The organism is Streptomyces sp. NPDC002788 (genome assembly GCF_053592115.1).
The window spans coordinates 383,617-401,749 of the sequence record NZ_JBSFVB010000004.1; the positions used below are offsets into that span (position 1 = coordinate 383,617).

The following is an 18,133-nucleotide window of genomic DNA, read 5'->3' on the forward strand; positions in this document are numbered from 1 at the left end:
CACGACCTGGAAGGAGGGTTGGCCGGCCGTCACGCCGTGGCCTCGGCACTCGCCCGCCTCCGTCGCGTACGGGGTTTTCCGCGTGCGGATCCGAAGAGCCCTCGATCGCATCCGGTGTCACCATTCGTCTCCGGGCCACAGGCCCACCTCGGTCGGTACGCCGTCCACCTCGGCCGTCGGGGCCCGGTGGGGAAAGCCCCGGAGGGCGACGCGCAGCCGCGGGCGGCCGGGGCCCTCCGTGCGGAGGGTCAGGCGGTCGTCGCCGGACAGGCGGGCGGTGATGACGGTCCGGTGGCCGTCCTCGTCGCGCAGGACAGCCCGGGCCGTACGGGAGGGCTCGGCCTGGGGGCGGACCCAGACGGCGGTCACCTCCGGGAACGGGGCGCTGCCCGCGCGGTCGGCCGGAGCGGTGGTCAGCAACAGGCTTCCGGCCCGTAGCCAGAGCGGGGCGGTCGCGAGCGGGAGCGCCACCCGATGCCAGGCGGGACCGGTGAACGATTCGCCGGCCGGTGCGTTGCCCGGCTCGCCGCCCTTTCTCCCGCCCGGTTCGCCTCCCCGCCCCGCGTGCCGCTCTCCGGTCGGCTTTCCGGGCTGTTCGCCACCCGCGTACGGCAGCCACTCACCGGGCGGGAACCACACCTGCCGTCGTCCGCCCGGCGCGTACAGCGGGGCGACCAGCAGGTCGGGGCCCAGCAGGTACTGGAGGTCGGCGGCATGGGCGTCGGGGCGGTCCGGATGGTCCAGGGCCATGGGGCGGGCCAGCGGCTCGCCGGTGCGTACGGACTCCACCGCGGCCGCGTGGAGGTGGGGCAGCAGACTCATCCGCAGGCGGGCCGCGTGCAGCACTGCCGCGTACGCCTCCTCGCCGAAGTCCCAGGGCAGTCGGGAGGTCATGCCGTGGAAGCGGCTGAGCGGTGACAGCAGACCGAACTGGGCCCAGCGCACGAAGAGTTCGGCGTCCGGTGTGCCGTGGAAGCCGCCGATGTCGTGGCTCCAGAAGGGGTGGCCGGAGAGGGAGAGGGAGAGGCCGGCACGGAGGGTGGCGGCGAGGTCCGGCCAGTCGGCGTTGGGGTCGCCGGTCCACTTGGCGCCGTGGCGCTGGCCGCCGGTCCAGGTGGAGCGGCCCCAGGTCAGGCCGTGGCCCGCGGTGGCCTCTCGGGTGACCTCGGCGACCAGGTCGTTGTAGAGGAGCGGGTAGAGGTTGTGCAGGCGGTCGCCGGTCATGCCGTTGTGGGCGACGGCGTCGGCAGGGACCGCCTCGCCGAAGTCGGTCTTGAGGACGCACGCCCCGCCGGCCATGGCCTGGCGGATGCGGTCCCGGAACCAGGCGACCGCACCGGGATGGGTGAGGTCCAGCAGGGCCGTGTCCGGATGCGCCCCGCCCCAGACCTGCCCGACCCATGTTGAGCCGGAGGCGGTGCGCAGGAACCAGCCGTTGCGGTTCGCCTCCGCGTAGTGGGCACTGTCCACGCCGATGTGCGGGTTCATCCAGAGTGAGACGTGGAAGCCCTCCCCGGCCAGCGCCTCCACCAGCCCCCGGGGGTCGGGGAACGCCCCGGTGTCCCAGCTCATGTCGGACCAGGAGCCGTGCGGCTGCCAGTACGTGTCGATGTGCAGGACGTCGCAGGGGAAGCGGAGTTCGCGGATGCGGCGGGCGCGGGCGCGGACGTCGGCCGCGCTGTCCTGGCGGAAGCCGCCGGAGATCCAGGGTCCGAAGGCCCATCTGGGGGGCAGCAGGGCGGGGGCGGTCAGGTCGCGGTAGGCGGCCAGGCATTCGGCGGGGGTGCCGCTGATCAGGCAGTAGTCGAGCACCTCGTCGGGGACGGTCATGGACCAGGCGCCGGTGTTGCTGTGCGCGAGGTCGAAGGTCGCCGCGGTCGTGGTGTCGACCAGGACGGCATAGCCCCGGCTGGAGAGCAGGAACGGGACCGCTTTGTAGGAGCGGGTGCCGGTGGAGCCGAGGGCGTCCTGGACCCAGCAGTCGACCCGCTGGCCGCGCAGGTCCGGGCCGGTGAAGCGTTCACCGAGGCCGTAGAAGTGCTCGTCGGGTTCGGCGGTCCAGCTGTCGTGGTGGGCGAGGCCGCCGCCCGTGAGTTCGGTGACACCGAGCGGAAGCACGGTCAGGCGGCCGTTGGGGTCCCGTACGTCGGTGACCTGGCGCAGCGACCGGCCGTGGCGGTCGGTCAGTTCCATCGCGAACGGGGACAGGCGCACCGCCACGCTCAGGACGTCGAGCTGCAGGGTCACCGCGTTCGAGGACTGTTCGATAGTGCAGCGGCCGTCGTGCGGTGCGCTGAGGAGGGATGCCCGCGGCGCGGTCGGTACGTCGTCCATGCGCAGGGTGACGCGTACGGCCGTGCCCGTCGCGGGCCGCAGCCGGAGCGTGCCGGTGCGTCCGGCGGCGGTGCGTACGTCCAGGGTCGCGCCGTCGGCGCCCGCGCGGGCGACGGCGGCGCTGACGACCGGGTCGAGCGCGCCCGGCCCGGCGGGGGCCAGGGGCGGCGGCGGGGAGACGTACGCCGTGTGGTCACGGGGATGCAGTGAGGACATGGCTTTCCCGGTCGTGAGGTCGAGTGGGCGGGCGCATCGTCAGCCCCTGACGCTGCCGACGGCGAGGCCGCCGACGATGAAGCGCTGGAAGAGCGCGAAGACGCAGACCACCGGAATGCTGATGAGGGTGGCGGTCGCCATCAGGGCTCCCCACGCCGTGCCGTGCCGGCCCACGAAGGCGTTGAGCAGGACGGTGACGGGCTGGACGCCGGGCTCCTCGGCGAGCGTGAGCCCGAAGAGGAACTCGCCCCAGCCGAGGAGGAAGGCCAGCCCGGCCGCGGCGACCAGTCCCGGCACGGTGAGCGGCAGGACGACGCGCAGCAGTACGCCGGGCAGGCCGCAGCCGTCGACGAGTGCGGCCTCCTCCAGTTCGGCGGAGACTCCGCGCAGCACCGGGCGCAGCACGATCACGGTGAAGGGGAGGGTGAGCGTGGTGTCGGCGGCGATCAGGCCCACGTACGTGTCGTCGAGACCGGCCCGGCGTTCGAGGATGAACAACGGCGCGGCCAGCACGATCGCGGGCGGCAGCTGGGCGACGAGCAGGGCGAGCACCATGCTGCCCGAGCCCCGCATCCGTACCCGGGCGAGGGCGTAGGCGAGCGGGACGCCCAGGAGCATGGTCAGCGCCACCACGCCGGTGGAGATCACCAGGCTGTTGAACAGGGCCCGGGTCAGGCCCTCGTAGCCCAGTGCCGTCGAGTAGTTCTCGCCGGTGACCGGGGAGGGGAACCACTGCGGGGTCGGTGCCAGGATCCGGTCCGGCGGCGTGAGGCTGGTCTTGGCCATCCAGTACACCGGCAGCAGGAAGGCCGCGGTGATCACGACGGCGGTCGCGGTGAGCAACCAGGGGTGGCGGGGCGGTTTCACGCGGCACCCCCTGTCGTTTCCTCGCGCCGCAGCCGTCGTACGTAGAAGGCGCCCGCGAGCAGTGGCACGACGAGCAGCAGCAGGCCGGCGGCTGCCCCCTGCCCGAACCGGAAGAACCTGAAGAAGACCTCGTAGACGTAGAGGGAGAGCACGCGGGTGGAGTCGACAGGGCCGCCGCCCGTCATCACGAAGACGGTGTCGAAGACCTTGAAGGTGTAGATGAGGCCGAGCAGCAGCACGGTGACGGAGACCGGCCGCATCAGCGGGAGGGTGATCCGGTGAAAGCGCTGCCAGGGGCCCGCGCCGTCGATGGCCGCGGCCTCGTACAGCTGGGGGTCGATGGTGTGCAGGCCCACCAGGAGAAGCAGCATGTTGAAGGGCACGCCGACCCAGATGTTGGCGAAGACGACTCCGGCGAGTGAGGTGGACGGGTCGGTGAGCCAGTCGTGGGAGAGGACGCCCAGGCCCACCGCCTCCAGCAGGGCGTTGTAGGCGCCGGACTCCGCGTCGAGGAGCCAGCGGAAGAGGGTGCCGCTGACCACCGGGGGGAGCAGCCAGGCCACGAGGAGGAGGGAGCGCAGGAGGCCGCCCAGCGGGAACGGTCGGGCGAAGAGCAGGGCCAGGGCGAAGCCGATGGTGAACTGGAACACCAGCGATCCCAGGGTGAAGACCACCGAGAGACGTACGGAGTGCCAGAAGGCCGGATCGTCGAGCACGGCCCGGTAGTTGTCGATGCCGTTGAACTGCCAGCTCCCGCCGAGCAGTTCCCTCAACCGCACGTCGTGGACGGACGTCCGGACGTTGTAGAACAGCGGGTAGGCCAGGAAGAGGGCGAGGAAGGCCATCCCCGGAAGGCAGAACAGGTAGCCCGCGCGTCGGCGGCGGGAGGACGGCGGCCTGCTCCGGTGTGGCCTCACCGGCCGGACAGTGCTTTGTCGATCTTGGCGGCCGCGGTCCTCGCCGCCGCGGACGGGGACGCGGAACCGGTCAGCACGGCCTGCTCGGCCTCCGCGATGGCCTGTGAGGCATCGGCGTAGCCACGTCCGTACTGCCGTGGGCGGGCGAGGGGGAGCTGGCTGAGGAAGAGCCGCAGCGCCGGGTCGGACGCCCAGGCGCCCCGGTCGGCGAGGTCCTCGCGCGCGGGCAGGTTGCCGAACGACACCAGGTACGGCACCAGCACCGACGGGCGCTGGGTGTACTCCAGGACCTCCCACGCCTTGTCCAGGTTCTCGCCCTGCGCCATCAGGACCCAGTTCTCCCCACCCAGGCAGGTGGCGGCTTCCCGGTCGCGGGGCAGGGCGACGACGCCCCAGTCGAAGTCCGCCTGCTTCAGGGTGGGGATCTGCCAGGGCCCGTTGATCTGCAGGGCGGCGCGCTGGTTCATGAACCGTGTGTTGACGTCCTGCTGGGTCCAGCCCACGCAACTCTCCGACAGCGAACCCTTGGCGACCATGTCGTCGAGGAAGGACAGCGCCGTCGCGCCGTCGGTGGCGAAGGTGTCCAGGTCGCCGCCCGCCTGCCACAGGAACGGCAGGAACTGGAAGACGCCCTCCTCGGACTTGATCGCGCTCAGAGCCAGGCCGAACCGGTCCCCACTGGTCAGCCGCTCGGCCGCGGAGGCCAGTTCGTCCCAGGTGGTGGGGGGTTCCACTCCGGCGGTCTCGAGCATCCGGGTGTTGTAGTAGAGGGCGAGGCAGTTGCTGTTGTTGGGGATCCCCAGGACCTTCCCGCCGATCCGGCAACTGCCCCAGGGACCTTTGTAGTACTGGTCGGCCTGGCCCCACGCCTCGACCCTGCCGGTGAGGTCGGCCAGCAGATCGCTGCCCCCCAGGGTGTTCATGGCGACGTTGTCCACGATGGCGATGTCGGGCCCCTCGCCCGAGATCGCGCCCAGGGTGATCTGCCGGTCGAGCTCCGCGAACGGGAAGGTCCGCCGCTGGATCCGGACGTTCGGGACGCCGGCCTCGACATCCCTGATGAGACGGTTCATCCCGGGCTGGAAGTTGTCCAGGGTGAAGTAGTCCCACCAGGTGAGGGTGACCGTTTCCGACTCATCGGAGCCGCAGGAGGCCAGCGCCCCGCCAAGGCCGAGGGCGGCCGCTCCCGCGCCCGCGGCGCGCATGAGGCCGCGGCGGTCGACCGTGTAGGACATGGGCTGCTCCCAGAGGATCGTGATCAGGGGTCCAAGAAGGGACGTATCAGAAATCCTGGTAAAAATCCGGAAACTCCGGCTCGGGTTCCGAGCCGGGCACCGGTCGGCAGCGGCCTGTGCTGGCGCGCAGGGTGATCAGGGGTTTCATCAGGACGTGCCGGGGATTCGCGCCGGGTGAGCGCAGCCGCTCCACCATCAGGTCGACGGCCACCCGGCTCATTTCCTTGGCGGGTATGTCGGCGGCGGTCAGCGGCGGGCTCACCTGCTCGGCCCAGGGGCTGGCCGCCACACCGACGACCGAGAAGTCGCGCGGCACGCTGCGGCCGTGCCGGGTCAGCCCTCGGTAGAGGCCTTCCAGGGCCGCCTCGTTCTGGGTGACCAGGGAGGTGGTCGCCGGATCGTCCCGCAGGATCCGCTCCACGACCTCCTGCCCCGAGACGATGTCGTCGTCGCAGAGATACGCACGGGGGGTGAGCCCCAGTTTCGTCATCGCCTCGGTGTAGCCCTCGTCGCCGAGCCGCGCGAACCCGTAGCCGCTGGCGAAGAGCCGCTCCGACCGGTTGACGAAGGCGATCCTTCGGTGGCCCAGGTCGGCGAGGTGCTGGACGCAGGCACTCGCCAGGCCCGCGAAGTCCAGATCCACCCAGCCGGCCACGTCAGCCCGGGGGTTGCGGCCGATGGCGACGAACGGGAAGCCGGCCTCGGCGAGACGGCCGACCCGGTCGTCGTCCCGGCGGACCTCCATGACGATCGCGCCGTCGACGCGTGGCACGCCCGCACACGGCCGCTCCCCTTCTTCCCGCCCCCCGCCGCCCGTCCGCCGCCCCTCACCCACCATCCGCCGGAAAGAAGGGTCGTCGTCCGTGTCCGCCGGGGAGAGCAACAGGTCGTAGCCGTAGCCGGCGGCGGCCTCGGCCACCCCGCCGATGAAGGCGAGTTGCATCGTCGTGTAGACGCGATTCCGGTCAGCCGGCGGGTAGAGCAGCCCCAGCGTGTGGGTCCGGCCACCGGTGTCCGCGGGCCTCTGCGGCGTCGGAACGCCCGGGTGTTCTGCCATGGTCAGCTGGCCGGGAGGGGTTGTTCGGCCCAGATGGTCTTGCCCATGGTGGTCTGGCGGGTGCCCCAGCCCTGGGTGAGCTGGGCGACCATGTGCAGCCCCCGCCCGCCCTCGTCGTAGGTGCGGGCACGGCGCAGGTGCGGGGCGGTGCTGCTGCCGTCGGACACCTCGCAGATCAGGGTCCGGTCCCGGATCAGCCGCAGTCCGATCGGTACGTCCCCGTAGCGGATGGCGTTGGTGACGAGCTCGCTCACCACCAGCTCGGTGACGAACGCCGCGTCCTCCAGCCCCCAGGCCGCGAGCTGACGGCTGGTCTGGGCTCGGGCGTCGGCCACGATCGCCGGATCGGCGGGCAGGGCCCAGGCGGCGACCTGGTCGGCGTGCAGGGCTCGGGTGCGCGCCAGGAGGAGGGCCACGTCGTCGGGCGGGCTGTCGGGCAACAGGGCCTTGAGGATGGCGTCGCAGGTGACCTCCAGCGAGGGAACGGGGTGGGCCAGGGCGTCGCACAGCCGGTCGAGGCCGAGGCTGACGTCTCGATCGCGTGCCTCGATCAGGCCGTCCGTGTAGAAGGCCAGCAGACTGCCCTCGGGCAGTTCCAGCTCGGTGGACTCGAAGGGCAGACCGCCGACTCCCAGCAGCGGACCGGGGGTCAGCTGGACCACGCTGACCGTGCCGTCGGGGAGCAGGACGGCGGGCGGCAGGTGGCCGGCACTGGCGAGGGTCCAGACGCGGGAGACCGGGTCGTAGACGGCGTAGAGGCAGGTCGCCCCGATCTCGCCCGTGGTGTCCCGCAGGCCCGTCTCGGCCCCGGCGTCGTCCGACGTGAGGTGGATGACCAGGTCGTCGAGGTGGGTGAGGAGCTCGTCGGGCGGCAGATCCACGTCGGCGAGGGTGCGCACCGCGGTGCGCAGCTGCCCCATGGTGGCGGAGGCGTGGATGCCGTGCCCGACCACGTCGCCGACGACCAGGGCCACCCGGGTGCCCGACAGGGGGATGACGTCGAACCAGTCGCCGCCCACCCCCACGCCGGTACCGGCCGGCAGGTATCGGTACGCCACCTCGACGGCCGCCTGCCTGGGGAGAGCACGGGGCAGCAGACTGCGCTGGAGGGTGAGCGCGTTGGTGCGCTCGCGGGTGTAACGGCGCGCGTTGTCCACACCCACGGCCGCCCGGCCGGCGAGTTCCTCCGCGAGCAGCAGATCGTCCTGCTCGAAGGGCTCGGAACCCTCTCCGCGCACGAAGACCGCCACCCCGAGGGTGATGCCCCTGGCCCGCAGCGGGGTGGCCATGAGCGAGTGGAGCCCGAACTCCCGGACCCGGGTGCTCCTCATCCGGTGCTCGGTGACCCACCGGACGAAGTCGGGGTCGCCGATGCCGCTGAGTACGGATTGCCCGCTGCTCAGGGAACGGGCAGGGGGTGAGTACGGGGGGTAGGTGTCGACCTCTCCGAGGTCGACCGCGGCTTCGGGTGTGTCGCCGCCGACGGTGACGGACTGGTGCGCGACCCGGCGGAGCACCACGGCCGCGTCGACGGGTCCGGGGACCGGTTCCTCGCCGAGCAGCACGGAGTCCAGCAGGTCGACGCTGACGAAGTCGGCGAGCCGCGGAACGACCAGATCGGCGAGCTCCTCGGCGGTCCGCGTCACGTTCAGGGTCGTACCGATCCGGGTGCCGGCCTCCTTCAGCAGGGCCAGCCGCTGGCGGGCGGAGCGCTGCTCACTGCTGTCGAACGTCGCGGTGCCGACGCCGACCACCTCACCGGTGGCGGGATCGCGGACCGGCCACAGCTCGATGATCCAGGCCCGCTGGCGAGCCGAGGGCTGAACCCGGCCGAAGCGCTCGTAGCGCATCGGCCGGGCCTCCTCGGCGACCAGGCGGACACACTCCAGGAAGCCCTTGTCGGCGCGGGCGTCGGCCGGGGGAGCGGAATCCGGCGGCGGATCGCCCTCGGCCACCTGCCCGCCACCGGTCGCCCCCGTCTCCTCGCCCGCGGCCGTCGGGACCTCCCGCTCACCGCCTTCCGCGGCCACGTTCAGCCGCCATGAGCCCGAGGCGGTGGCATACGTGGACAGCGGGATCGACGACTGGGCGAACGCCCACTCCACGATCCTCAGATCGTGCTCCGACTCGCGACCCGTGGTGGCGGTCACGACGAAACCCTGGGGGGTGCCGTCGCCGCCCAGCGACGGATGGGCGTGCAGGGTCAGCTCGACGAGGTGGCCGTCCCGGTGCCGCAGTGCCGCGGTGCCGCTCCATTCCTGGGAGCCCGCCAGGGACAGCCCGGCCGCGTCGAGGGGCTCCGGACCGGCGAGGAGTCCGGCCGCCGCGCGTCCGATGACCTCCCCGGCACGGTGGCCCAGCAGCCGCCGAGCCCCCTCGCTCCACCCCGTGACCATGCCCTCCATACTGATGGTGGCTGTCGCAGCACCCGGTGACCACCCGTAGTGACCCTGAGACTGATCATAAGTGGCCATTCCAGCTCAATTCGTACCGGCGGTGTCACTCACAGTCCAGCGTGCGCGCCACGGGAGAATCGGACAAGTCGGATGGACCGAGGTGGCGGAACCCCGGGAACACCCCGGGTGCGTCGCCCGTCGTGAGACCAGCGCCCCTCCACCTCAGATGCCGAACGGCAGGAAGCGTTTCCCGACTGGCTGGACCAGTACAACCACCACCGACCCCGCACCGGCGTCAGCGGCCGCCGCCCAGCCGGCCGTGTCACGACCTCTCCGAACAGCACACCTGGTCTCAGGACTTGGTGTGCACGATCTGGATGAGGTTGCCGCAGGTGTCGTCCAGCACCGCGGCGGTGACCGGGCCCAGCTCCAGCGGCTCCTGGGTGAACCGCACCGCCAGGCCGCGCAGCCGTTCGAACTCCGCCTGCACGTCGTCCACCGCGAAGGACGCGGCCGGGATGCCGTCCTCGACCAGCGCCGTCTTGTACGGCTGCACCGCGGGATGTCCGGAGGGCTCGAGCAGCAGTTCCGTCCCGTCGGGGTCCTCCGGTGAGACCACGGTCAGCCACCGGTCCGCACCCATCGGGACGTCGTGCTTCGTCACGAAGCCCAGGACATCGGTGTAGAAGCGCAGGGCCCTGTCCTGGTCGTCGACGAAGACGCCGGTGATGTGGATCCTCATGGGGCGTTCTCCGGTTCCTCGGGCCTGAGCCATCGGGTCATGATGCGCTCAAGGGGTTCGGCGTTCAGGTCGTGGAACTTGTAGCGGCCCTCGCGGCGCGTGACGACGAGGCCCGCCGCTTCCAGTACGGCCAGGTGCTGACTGATCGCCTGGCGGGACAACCCCAGACCATGCTTGGTCACCAGCCGTGTGCAGATCTCGAACAGGCTCTGCCCGTCCCGCTCCACCAGCTCGTCCAGGATGCGCCGGCGGGTGGGGTCGGCCAGCGCCTTGAAGACATCCTCCGCCATGACCCCCACCATAGGCAAGTATCGACTTGCCTATCAAGGCCGGAACGATCGCTCACGCGTTCCCACGCGAAGGGTTCCCGGACAACGATGGGTGGGAGGCGGTCCGGTCGGGGTATGCCGGATCTCACCTCGACGAGCGCGACGGAGGAAGCCATGGCACAGCTGCGAGAAGAGGTCGAACCGGGTGAGGCCGGGCTGGATCCGCGGGCGCTGGACCGGCTGGACCGGCACTTCGCCCGCTTCGTCGACGCGGGGCGTCTGCCCGGCTTCCTCGTGTCCGTCGCCCGCGGCGGACGCGTCGCCCACCTCGCCACGCACGGCCTGCGCGACATCGCGGCCGGGCTCCCCGTCGAGCCGGACACGCTGTGGCGGGTCTACTCCATGACCAAGCCGGTCACCGCGGTCGCCGCGCTGCTGCTGGTGGAGGAGGGCCGGCTGTCGCTGGACGACCCGGTGGCCGATCATCTGCCGGCCTTCGCCGAGCCCCGGGTGTACACCGGCGGCTCCGGCGCCGACGTCCGGACCCGCCCGGCCGCCGGCCCGATACTCGTCCGGCACCTCATGACCCACACATCGGGACTGACCTTCGGCTTCTATCACACCCACCCCGTCGACGCCCTGTACCGCGAAGCCGGCCTGGAGTCGTCCGTGCCGCCGGGCGCGGACCTCGCGGAGACCATCGAGGTGTACGCGAGCCTGCCGCTGCAGTTCGAACCGGGCACCGAGTGGAACTACTCGGTGGCCAGCAACGTCCTGGGCCGGGTCATCGAGGTCGTGTCCGGTCAGCCGCTCGACGTGTTCTGCGCCGAGCGGATCTTCGGCCCTCTCGGCATGACCGACGCGGGTTTCCACGTCACGGACGAGCAGGCGCCCCGGCTGTCCGAGATGTACGGGGAGAAGGAGGGCGGTGGCATCGAGCCGATCCCCGGGCTGCCGCTGCGGGGCCGGCCTCGGTTCCTGTCGGGAAGCGGCGGCATGGTGTGCTCGGCCCACGACTACCACCGCTTCATGGAGCTGCTGCGCCGTAGGGGCGAACTCGACGGTGTCCGGCTCCTCGCCCCGGAGACGGTGGACCTGATGACCCGCAACCACCTGCCCGGCGGGGCGGATCTGCGTGCCTTCGGCAGCCGCCCCGCCCACGACGAACCCGGCAACGAGGGGATCGGCTTCGGCCTCGGTTGCTCGGTGGTGATCGACCCGTCCCGCACACAGGTGCCGTCCGGGCTCGGCGCCTTCGGCTGGAGCGGGGTGGCCACGACGACGTTCTGGGTGGACCCGGGCCGCGACCTGACGGTGCAGTTCATGACGCAGGTGCGGCCCAGGACCTCACACACGGTCTTCAAGGACCTGAAGAGGCTGGTCCACGAGGCCCTCTCGGGCTGAGCCCCCCGGGCCCGGTCGAGCAGGGCCCTCGGCTCCGTCGGGGGCGAGGCCGCGGCTCCGTCGGGTCCGAGGCCGCGGCTCCGTCGGGTCCGAGGCCGCGGCTCCGTCGGGCCGAGCCCCTCGCATGTCACTCCCGCTGGTCGAGGCCGTGTTCACGGCAGGCCTGGCGGAACCGGTCCAGGCAGCGCCCCCAGGGCCCGCTGACTCCGAAGGCGAGCAGGTGGGGCAGCAGAGCGGCCGAGAAGTCGGCGCTGGACTCCAGCGGCAGCAGGGAGGGCAGGTTGTCGATGGCGATCAGGTCGAGCGGGGGTTCGTCGCGCAGCCGTCGTGCGGGCTCGTCCCAGTCGGTGGTGTCGTCGTAGACCGGAAGGACGTTGAGCGGGGAGCCGACGTCGCAGGTCACGTCGCACAGGGTGCGCAGGCGGCGGTCCGGGGTGTCGAGGTCCCGCTCGCGGAGGAAGGGCGGGACGGGACTGGTGGCGAGCACGGCGTTCACCATCACGTCGTGCCGCAGCAGGGCGGGGCGGTCCAGATCGCGGGTCTCGGCGAGGTCCCAGCAGGTCGGCTCGACACCGGCGGCGGCGAAGGCCACGCGGGCACCGCGGCCGCTGCGGCCCAGGGCACCGATGACGAGGCCGGTGAATGCGGGGTCTTCGGGGGCGGGCTTCAGCCTCTCGTCGAGTTCCTCCTTGGTCGTGGGCGTCAGCGGTGCCCGCAGCCGTCCCCGGTGCTGGAGCACGGCCAGGGCGGCGCCGAGGTAGCCGGCCCAGAAGCCGAAGGCGGCGAGGCGCCGCCCGGTGTCATCCACCAGGTACTCCAGGTCGAACAGCGCCCCGCCCCCGGCGGCGAACCGGCGCAGCAGGCCGGCCGCTCCCGGCTGGCCCTTGTAGGCGTGGCCGAAGAAGACGTGCCGGTGCGTCAGCTCGGCAGGCTCGTCGGGCAGTTCCTTCAGGCCGAGCACGACGGCGTCCCGCGGCGCGGACACCCAGGAGCCCGCGCGGGCGGTGCGACAGCCCGCCGCCTCGTACTCCTCGATCGGGAAGACCCGCTGCGGGGACTGCTCGACGGTCAGTTCCACTCCGTGCCCGACGAGCCGCCGGGCGTCGTCGGGCACGATCGGTGTGCGTCGCTCGGTCGTTCGGGCCTCGTGGCGCAGCCACAGATGGAGCTCGGTCATACCAGGTGGGCCTCCGGCGTGAGGCGCCGGCCGCTGAGGACCGGCGCTCAAGGGGCGGACGTCCACGAAGCGTACGCGGCCCGGCTGCGGGTGGCGCACGGATCCGCCCAGGTCACGTCGGGGAATCGGGAACCCGGCCGGGGCGGTCAGGAGGAGCTGACCACCGCGTCCAGGTGGGGCAGGTGGTGGTCGAGGCGCTCCCGCTTGGTGCGCAGATAGGTGATGTTGTTCTCGCACGGCGGGATCAGCAGCGGGACCTGCTCGGCGACCTCTATGCCGTGGTCCACCAACGCCTCGCGTTTGCGCGGGTTGTTGGACATCAGGCGGACGGACCGCACACCCAGGTCCTCCAGGATCCGGGCGGCCACACCGTAGTCGCGGGCGTCGACCGGCAGGCCGAGCGCGAGGTTGGCCTCGACGGTGTCCAGGCCCTCCGCCTGCAGGGCCATCGCACGCAGCTTGGCGAGCAGGCCGATGCCGCGGCCCTCGTGCCCTCTGAGGTAGACGACCACACCGGCGCCCTCGGCGACGACCGCGCGCAGGGCGGCGTCCAACTGGTCACCGCACTCGCAGTGCTGGGAGCCGAAGGCGTCGCCGGTCAGGCACTCCGAGTGCAGGCGGATGAGGACGTCGTCGGCGCCGATCTCGCCGTAGACCAGCGCCACCTGTTCGTCACCGCGGTCGTGGTCCAGATAGCCGACCGCCTGGAATTTCCCGTACACGGTGGGCAAGGGCGCATTCACGACGCGTTCCACGCCGGTCCGCTGCGGTGACTTCTTGCCGAGTACGCCAATTTTTTCTGTCATGATTCTCGAGTTCCTAAGCAGAGACGAAAGGCCGTGTCGTGATGAGTGATCTGGTGCCGGCGGACACCACGGAGGACGTACGGATGCGGGGGGCCGGTGTCTCACGGCAGGTCGCGGTGCTTCCCGTGGGGAGCTTCGAGCAGCACGGTCCGCACCTGCCGCTCGCGACCGACACGCTCGTCGCCTGTGCCGTCGCGCGGGAGATAGCCGGCGCGTACCCGGTGCACCTCCTTCCTCCGGTGACGATCTCGTGCTCGCACGAGCACGCGGCCTGGCCGGGGACCGTCAGCATCTCCTCGGTGACCCTTCATGCGGTGGTACGGGACATAGCGGCTTCGCTGCGCCGGTCCGGCGTCGACGCCCTGGTGGTGGTCAACGGGCACGGCGGAAACTACGTCCTGGGCAACGTCGTTCAGGAATCCTCCGCCCGCGGCGAGCGGATGGCGCTCTTCCCCGCCACGGAGGACTGGGAGGCGGCGCGGGAGCGGGCGGGTGTGGTCACCTCGCTGCTCACCGACATGCATGCGGGGGAAATAGAAACCTCCATACTTCTGCACGCTCATCCCGAAATGCTCCGACCCGGTTATGAGACTTCCGATTTCGTCGCTGACGACCGGCGTCATCTGCTCACCCTCGGCATGTCCGGCTATACCGATTCCGGTGTCATCGGCCGTCCTTCGCTGGGTTCGGCGGAAAAGGGGAAGGAACTCCTGGCGAGCCTGGCGGATTCCTTCGGGGCGTATTTCTCGATGCTCACCTCCGACGCGTAGTCGACGGCGGGTGCGCGGCCGGGAAGGGGGTCCGGTGCGACGGACCGGGACCCGGCGCGCAGTCCCGCGTACCAGCGGGCGACGAGCACGATCAGACCGGGCAGGCTCGCCACGAGGCTGAGCACCCCGTAGACCACCGCGACGGCCAGTCCCCGGCCGGCGCCCAGGCCGGCGGCGCCGAACGCCCAGGCGGTGACGCCCTCCCTCGGCCCCCAGCCGCCGACGTTCAGCGGCAGGCCCATCGCCAGCAGGGCGAGGACCGCGAGGGGCAGCAGGACGGCCACGGAGGCGCCGGTCCCGGCGACGCGGGCGGCGAGGACGAACATCGCGACGTAACCTGCCAGGACCACCGCGGAGGAGACGACCACTCCGGGCCCGTTGCTCCTGGACAGCAGCCCTTCGCGAGCCTCGGCGAGGGTGGAGCGCAGTTTTCCGCCCCGGCGCGAGGGTGCCGCGCGGCTCAAGCGCAGGGCGAGGACGACGGCGAGCGCGCCCACGGCAGCCAGGGCCGCGAGCGGGGCGATGTGCCGGGCCTCGGCCAGCACCGGCGACGGCATGGTCAGCAGCACCACGGCCCCGACGGCGAACAGCGCGATCTGCCCGGCGGCCCGCTCCAGGACGACGGCCTTCACGCCCCGTCGCACGTCCCCCTCGCTCTGCCCGTGCCGCACGGCCCGGTGCACGTCGCCGAGAACGCCGCCGGGCAGGGCCGCGTTCAGAAACAGCGCCCGGTAGTAGTCGGCGACGGCCGGCCCGAACGGCAGCCGGATCCGCAGCCCCCGGGCCACTATCGCCCACCGCCAGGCGCTGAACACGGTGGTGACGAGCCCGATGCCCAGCGCGAGCAGCACCGACACGGCGTCGATCCGCCGCAACCCGTCCAGGAAGACGCCGGTACCGAGCCGCCAGAGCAGGACACCGAGGATGGCGACGCCGGCCAGAGTGCCCAGGTGGGTACGGACCTTGGGGGATCCGAGGCGGGCGAGGGCGGTACGGATCGGGCGACGAGACGGCGAGGCGACGGCGTCATGGCCGCGGGGGTATGAGGTCACCGGGGCCGTGACGGACAGGGCGTCGGAGCCGGCCGCGTCCGCACCGGAAGTGGCCGGCGCGCTCGACGGACCCGGGTCGCCGCCGGTGTCCGGCGACCGCACCGCGTCGACGGGCGCCGGCCGCTCGCGCACCGCCCCCCGCGGCACCACCGTCGTGCCCGCCGCCCGAGGACTCATGACGCTCCGCCCGCCGGGCGGCACAGGGCCAGGAGATCGGTGTGGTGGACGGTGACCCGCAACTCGCCCGCCGCGCAGGCCGCCAGTCGGTCGGTCAGGTAGACGTCGGCTTCGGCCCGCAGCTCGGGGCGCTCCTCGACGGCGGCGCCCACCCAGCCGCGCAGCCACTGCTCGGTGAGCGCGGCCTGCTCGGGGCCGAGCCGCCAGGGGCTCGGACGCAGCCGTACGGTCGCGCCGCGCTCGGAGAACGCCTCGGCCGCCGCCGTGGCCGCGTCGGGGCCGAGCAGTCCGTCGCGGCGCTGGTGGTCGTTGAACGCCCGGGCGATCTCCTCGTCCAGCGGGTGCGACGGGGTCAGTTCCACGCGCCCGGCCACGGACAGCGTCAGCAGGGCGGGGCAGCCGGCTCCGGCGCAGGCGGCGGCCAGCGTCTCGATCTCCTCCCGGGTGAGGACGTCCAGCAGGGCGGACGCCGTCACCAGGGACGCGCCCTGCAGGGCGTCCGGGGTGAGGCGGGCGATGTCACCGCGCCGCGTCTCCACGGAGACCCGGCTGCCGTCGGCGGCCGAGCGCGGGGAGCCGACGGCGGCGAAGTGCAGCAGGTAGGGGTCGCGGTCGTGCAGGATCCAGTGCTGGGCGCCGTCCAGGCAGGGCGCGAGCCAGCGGCCCATCGAGCCGGTGCCGCACCCCAGGTCGTGGATGACGACACCGCCCGGCCTCCCCGGCAGGTTGGCGAGCCGGATCCGCAACGGGTCGAGCAGGTCGTGCGCCCGCGCGGCGGCGTCGGCCGGCTCGCGCAACTGAAGCCACTCGGGCGCGTAGCGGGGCGGATCGTCGGAGTCGGCCTCGCGCAGCTTGACGGTGGGCCGCGAGCCGGGCTTGCCGCTCGGGCCGGCGCCGGGGATGACGGCGCCGGGGGCGTGGGCCCGCCCGGAAATCCCACCGGTACCCGCGCCCGGAACCACGCCGTCCGTCGACTCGACCGCCTCCCTCGGCCCCGGTGGAGCCGGAATCGTGCCGCTCTGCCGGGTCGTCGCCTGGTTCGTCATGCGGCCCTCCGGGGTTCGGTCGGAAGCCGGCGCAGTACGGCCGCCAGGCTCTGTGCGGTCGTCGCCCAGCCGTCGAGGGCGGCGCGGCGGCTGCGGGCGGCGGCCTTCAGACGGCGCCGTACGTCCGCCTCGCCGAACCAGCCGCGCAGTTCCGCGGCGATCGCGGCGGGGTTCTCCGGCGGCACGAGGATGCCGGGCACCCCGCCGTCGGGGGCGCGTCCGACCGCCTCCGGCAGGCCGCCGACGTCCGTAGCCAGCACCGGGATGCCCCGGGCCAGCGCCTCGGTCACGGCCATGCCGTACGTCTCGGCGTAGGAGGTGAGGACCATCAGGTCGGCGGTGGCGTAGCTTGCGTCCAGCGCCGCGCCGGACTTCGGTCCGGCCAGTTCCAGCCGGTCCTGAAGGCCGTGCTCGGCGATGAGGGACCGCAGATGGGCGACGTACTCCGGGTCCTGGGTCAGGCTGCCGACGCACACACAGCTCCACGGCAGGTCGGTCACCGTGGCCAGCGCCTCCACCAGCCGGTGCTGGCCCTTGCGCGGGGTCACGGCGGCCACGCACAGCAGCCGCGAGACACCGTCGGTGCCGGGCGCGAGCGGCGCGATGTCGGCGCCGGGGGCGGCGACGTGGACGCGCTCCGGGGGCAGGCCGTGGTGGGAGACCAGGCGGCGGACCGCCCAGTCGCTGGTGGCGATCACCGCCGGCACCGCCCGCAGCACCGCCCGCTCCTTGGCGTCCAGTTCGGCCGCCACGGCCGCGGCGAGCCCGGTCTCGTCGCCGAGCGGGAGGTGGACGAGGACGGCCATGCGCAGCCGTTCCGCCTCCGGCACGACGATCTCGGGCACGCCGCAGGCCACCAGCCCGTCGAGCAGGACCACGGAGCCGTCGGGCAACGCGGCGAGCGCGCGGGTGAGTTCCGTGCGGGCGTCGGTCCCCGGCCGGGGCCAGTCACCGGGGACCGCGTGCTTGGTCACCTGCCATCCGAAGCCGGGCAGGTCGAGGCAGACACGGCGGTCGTAGGCGTTGCCGCCGCTCGGAGCCGTCGGGTCGTCGACGCCGCCCGGCAGCACGAAGTGCACGGTGCGCAGGGACATGGGGATGATCTCGGCGTTCTTCAGGGTGGCGTGCTGCACGGGAACATAATTCAGCCGCGCGGGCACCGGTCCGGTCTGTCCGGGCCGTTCGATGGTCGTGTCGGTCACAGCGCACGCTCGTAACTCGCCCACGCGATGTGCGACTCGTGCAGGGTGACCGTGAGGCCCGCGATGCCCTTGGCGCCTTCGCCCAGCGCCCCCTTGTGGATGCGCTCGGCGAGCCGGTCGGCGATGACCTTGGCGAGGAACTCCGTGGAGGTGTTGATTCCCGCGAAGTCGGGTTCGTTGTCGAGGTTGCGGTAGTTCAGCTCACTGACCACCGCCCCCAGTTCCTGGGTGGCGAGCCCGATGTCGACGACGATGTTGTCCTCGTCCAGCTGCTCGCGCCGGAACGTGGCGTCCACGAGGAACGTGGCACCGTGCAGGCGCTGCGCCGGTCCGAAGACCTCGCCGCGGAAGCTGTGGGCGATCATGATGTGATCGCGGACGGTGATGCTGAACAACGGACGACCCTCCAGGTGCGGCGCGTCTGCTCCCCCGCTGTGGCTGCCGGGGATGCCGTGTATTACGGCTC

The 18,133-nt window shown here is 72.3% G+C and carries 15 protein-coding genes and 1 pseudogene; 2 read left to right on the plus strand and 14 right to left on the minus strand.

Annotated elements, in window-relative coordinates:
• Nucleotides 1-117: 117 nt before the first annotated feature.
• The 8 genes from ACWD1U_RS10800 to ACWD1U_RS10835 all read right to left on the minus strand — a co-directional run bounded on the left by ACWD1U_RS10800 (nt 118) and on the right by ACWD1U_RS10835 (nt 10,054).
• Nucleotides 118-2,550 (minus strand): TIM-barrel domain-containing protein, encoded by a 2,433-nt coding sequence (locus ACWD1U_RS10800; RefSeq protein ID WP_451106332.1) that lies wholly within the window; start codon nt 2,548-2,550, stop codon nt 118-120.
• Between the two features lie 39 nt (nt 2,551-2,589).
• Nucleotides 2,590-3,417 carry a carbohydrate ABC transporter permease gene (locus ACWD1U_RS10805; protein WP_451106334.1) on the minus strand — a complete coding sequence of 276 codons (828 nt, stop codon included), beginning with the start codon at nt 3,415-3,417 and terminating at the stop codon, nt 2,590-2,592.
• Nucleotides 3,414-4,334 carry a carbohydrate ABC transporter permease gene (locus ACWD1U_RS10810; RefSeq protein ID WP_451106336.1) on the minus strand — a complete coding sequence of 307 codons (921 nt, stop codon included), beginning with the start codon at nt 4,332-4,334 and terminating at the stop codon, nt 3,414-3,416. The genes ACWD1U_RS10805 and ACWD1U_RS10810 overlap by 4 nt, the downstream gene beginning before the upstream one ends.
• Complete coding sequence (locus ACWD1U_RS10815; protein ID WP_451106338.1) at nt 4,331-5,569, minus strand: ABC transporter substrate-binding protein; 1,239 nt, start codon at nt 5,567-5,569, stop codon at nt 4,331-4,333. Before ACWD1U_RS10815 ends, ACWD1U_RS10810 begins: the two co-directional genes overlap by 4 nt.
• 46 nt (nt 5,570-5,615) lie before the next feature.
• Nucleotides 5,616-6,626, minus strand: a complete 1,011-nt coding sequence (locus tag ACWD1U_RS10820; protein WP_451106340.1) for a LacI family DNA-binding transcriptional regulator — start codon at nt 6,624-6,626, stop codon at nt 5,616-5,618.
• Nucleotides 6,627-6,628: 2 nt separating this feature from the next.
• A complete protein-coding gene (locus tag ACWD1U_RS10825) occupies nt 6,629-9,031 on the minus strand; it encodes a SpoIIE family protein phosphatase (protein ID WP_451106341.1) in 2,403 nt (800 codons plus the stop codon).
• Nucleotides 9,032-9,374: 343 nt separating this feature from the next.
• Complete coding sequence (locus tag ACWD1U_RS10830; RefSeq protein ID WP_451106343.1) at nt 9,375-9,764, minus strand: VOC family protein; 390 nt, start codon at nt 9,762-9,764, stop codon at nt 9,375-9,377.
• Nucleotides 9,761-10,054 (minus strand): ArsR/SmtB family transcription factor, encoded by a 294-nt coding sequence (locus tag ACWD1U_RS10835; RefSeq protein WP_451106345.1) that lies wholly within the window; start codon nt 10,052-10,054, stop codon nt 9,761-9,763. Before ACWD1U_RS10835 ends, ACWD1U_RS10830 begins: the two co-directional genes overlap by 4 nt.
• Before the next feature lie 153 nt (nt 10,055-10,207).
• On the opposite strand from ACWD1U_RS10835, the gene ACWD1U_RS10840 reads away from it, so the two are divergent.
• On the plus strand, nt 10,208-11,437 hold the full coding sequence (locus tag ACWD1U_RS10840; protein ID WP_451106347.1) for a serine hydrolase domain-containing protein: 1,230 nt from the start codon (nt 10,208-10,210) through the stop codon (nt 11,435-11,437).
• A gap of 127 nt (nt 11,438-11,564) precedes the next feature.
• Here ACWD1U_RS10840 and ACWD1U_RS10845 read toward each other — a convergent pair whose 3' ends face one another.
• Complete coding sequence (locus ACWD1U_RS10845; protein WP_451106348.1) at nt 11,565-12,614, minus strand: saccharopine dehydrogenase; 1,050 nt, start codon at nt 12,612-12,614, stop codon at nt 11,565-11,567.
• A 146-nt stretch (nt 12,615-12,760) separates the two neighbouring features.
• Nucleotides 12,761-13,420 (minus strand): GTP cyclohydrolase II, encoded by a 660-nt coding sequence (gene ribA / locus ACWD1U_RS10850; protein ID WP_451106350.1) that lies wholly within the window; start codon nt 13,418-13,420, stop codon nt 12,761-12,763.
• A 41-nt stretch (nt 13,421-13,461) separates the two neighbouring features.
• Between ribA and ACWD1U_RS10855 the strand changes: the two genes are divergently transcribed.
• The gene (locus ACWD1U_RS10855) at nt 13,462-14,190 is read left to right on the plus strand and encodes a creatininase family protein (RefSeq protein WP_451106351.1); all 729 of its coding nucleotides are present in this window, start codon (nt 13,462-13,464) and stop codon (nt 14,188-14,190) included.
• A gap of 155 nt (nt 14,191-14,345) precedes the next feature.
• On the opposite strand, the pseudogene ACWD1U_RS10860 reads toward ACWD1U_RS10855, so the two are convergent.
• The 4 genes and pseudogenes from ACWD1U_RS10860 to ACWD1U_RS10875 form a co-directional block, all read right to left on the minus strand.
• A pseudogene (locus tag ACWD1U_RS10860) lies at nt 14,346-15,419 on the minus strand (lysylphosphatidylglycerol synthase transmembrane domain-containing protein); the annotation flags it as partial.
• Nucleotides 15,416-16,465, minus strand: a complete 1,050-nt coding sequence (locus ACWD1U_RS10865) for a class I SAM-dependent methyltransferase (RefSeq protein WP_451106353.1) — start codon at nt 16,463-16,465, stop codon at nt 15,416-15,418. The pseudogene ACWD1U_RS10860 and the gene ACWD1U_RS10865, both read right to left, overlap by 4 nt.
• Complete coding sequence (locus ACWD1U_RS10870; protein WP_451106354.1) at nt 16,462-17,667, minus strand: glycosyltransferase family 4 protein; 1,206 nt, start codon at nt 17,665-17,667, stop codon at nt 16,462-16,464. The genes ACWD1U_RS10865 and ACWD1U_RS10870 overlap by 4 nt, the downstream gene beginning before the upstream one ends.
• Nucleotides 17,664-18,062, minus strand: a complete 399-nt coding sequence (locus ACWD1U_RS10875; RefSeq protein ID WP_031118546.1) for a 6-pyruvoyl trahydropterin synthase family protein — start codon at nt 18,060-18,062, stop codon at nt 17,664-17,666. The genes ACWD1U_RS10870 and ACWD1U_RS10875 overlap by 4 nt, the downstream gene beginning before the upstream one ends.
• Nucleotides 18,063-18,133 lie beyond the last annotated feature (71 nt).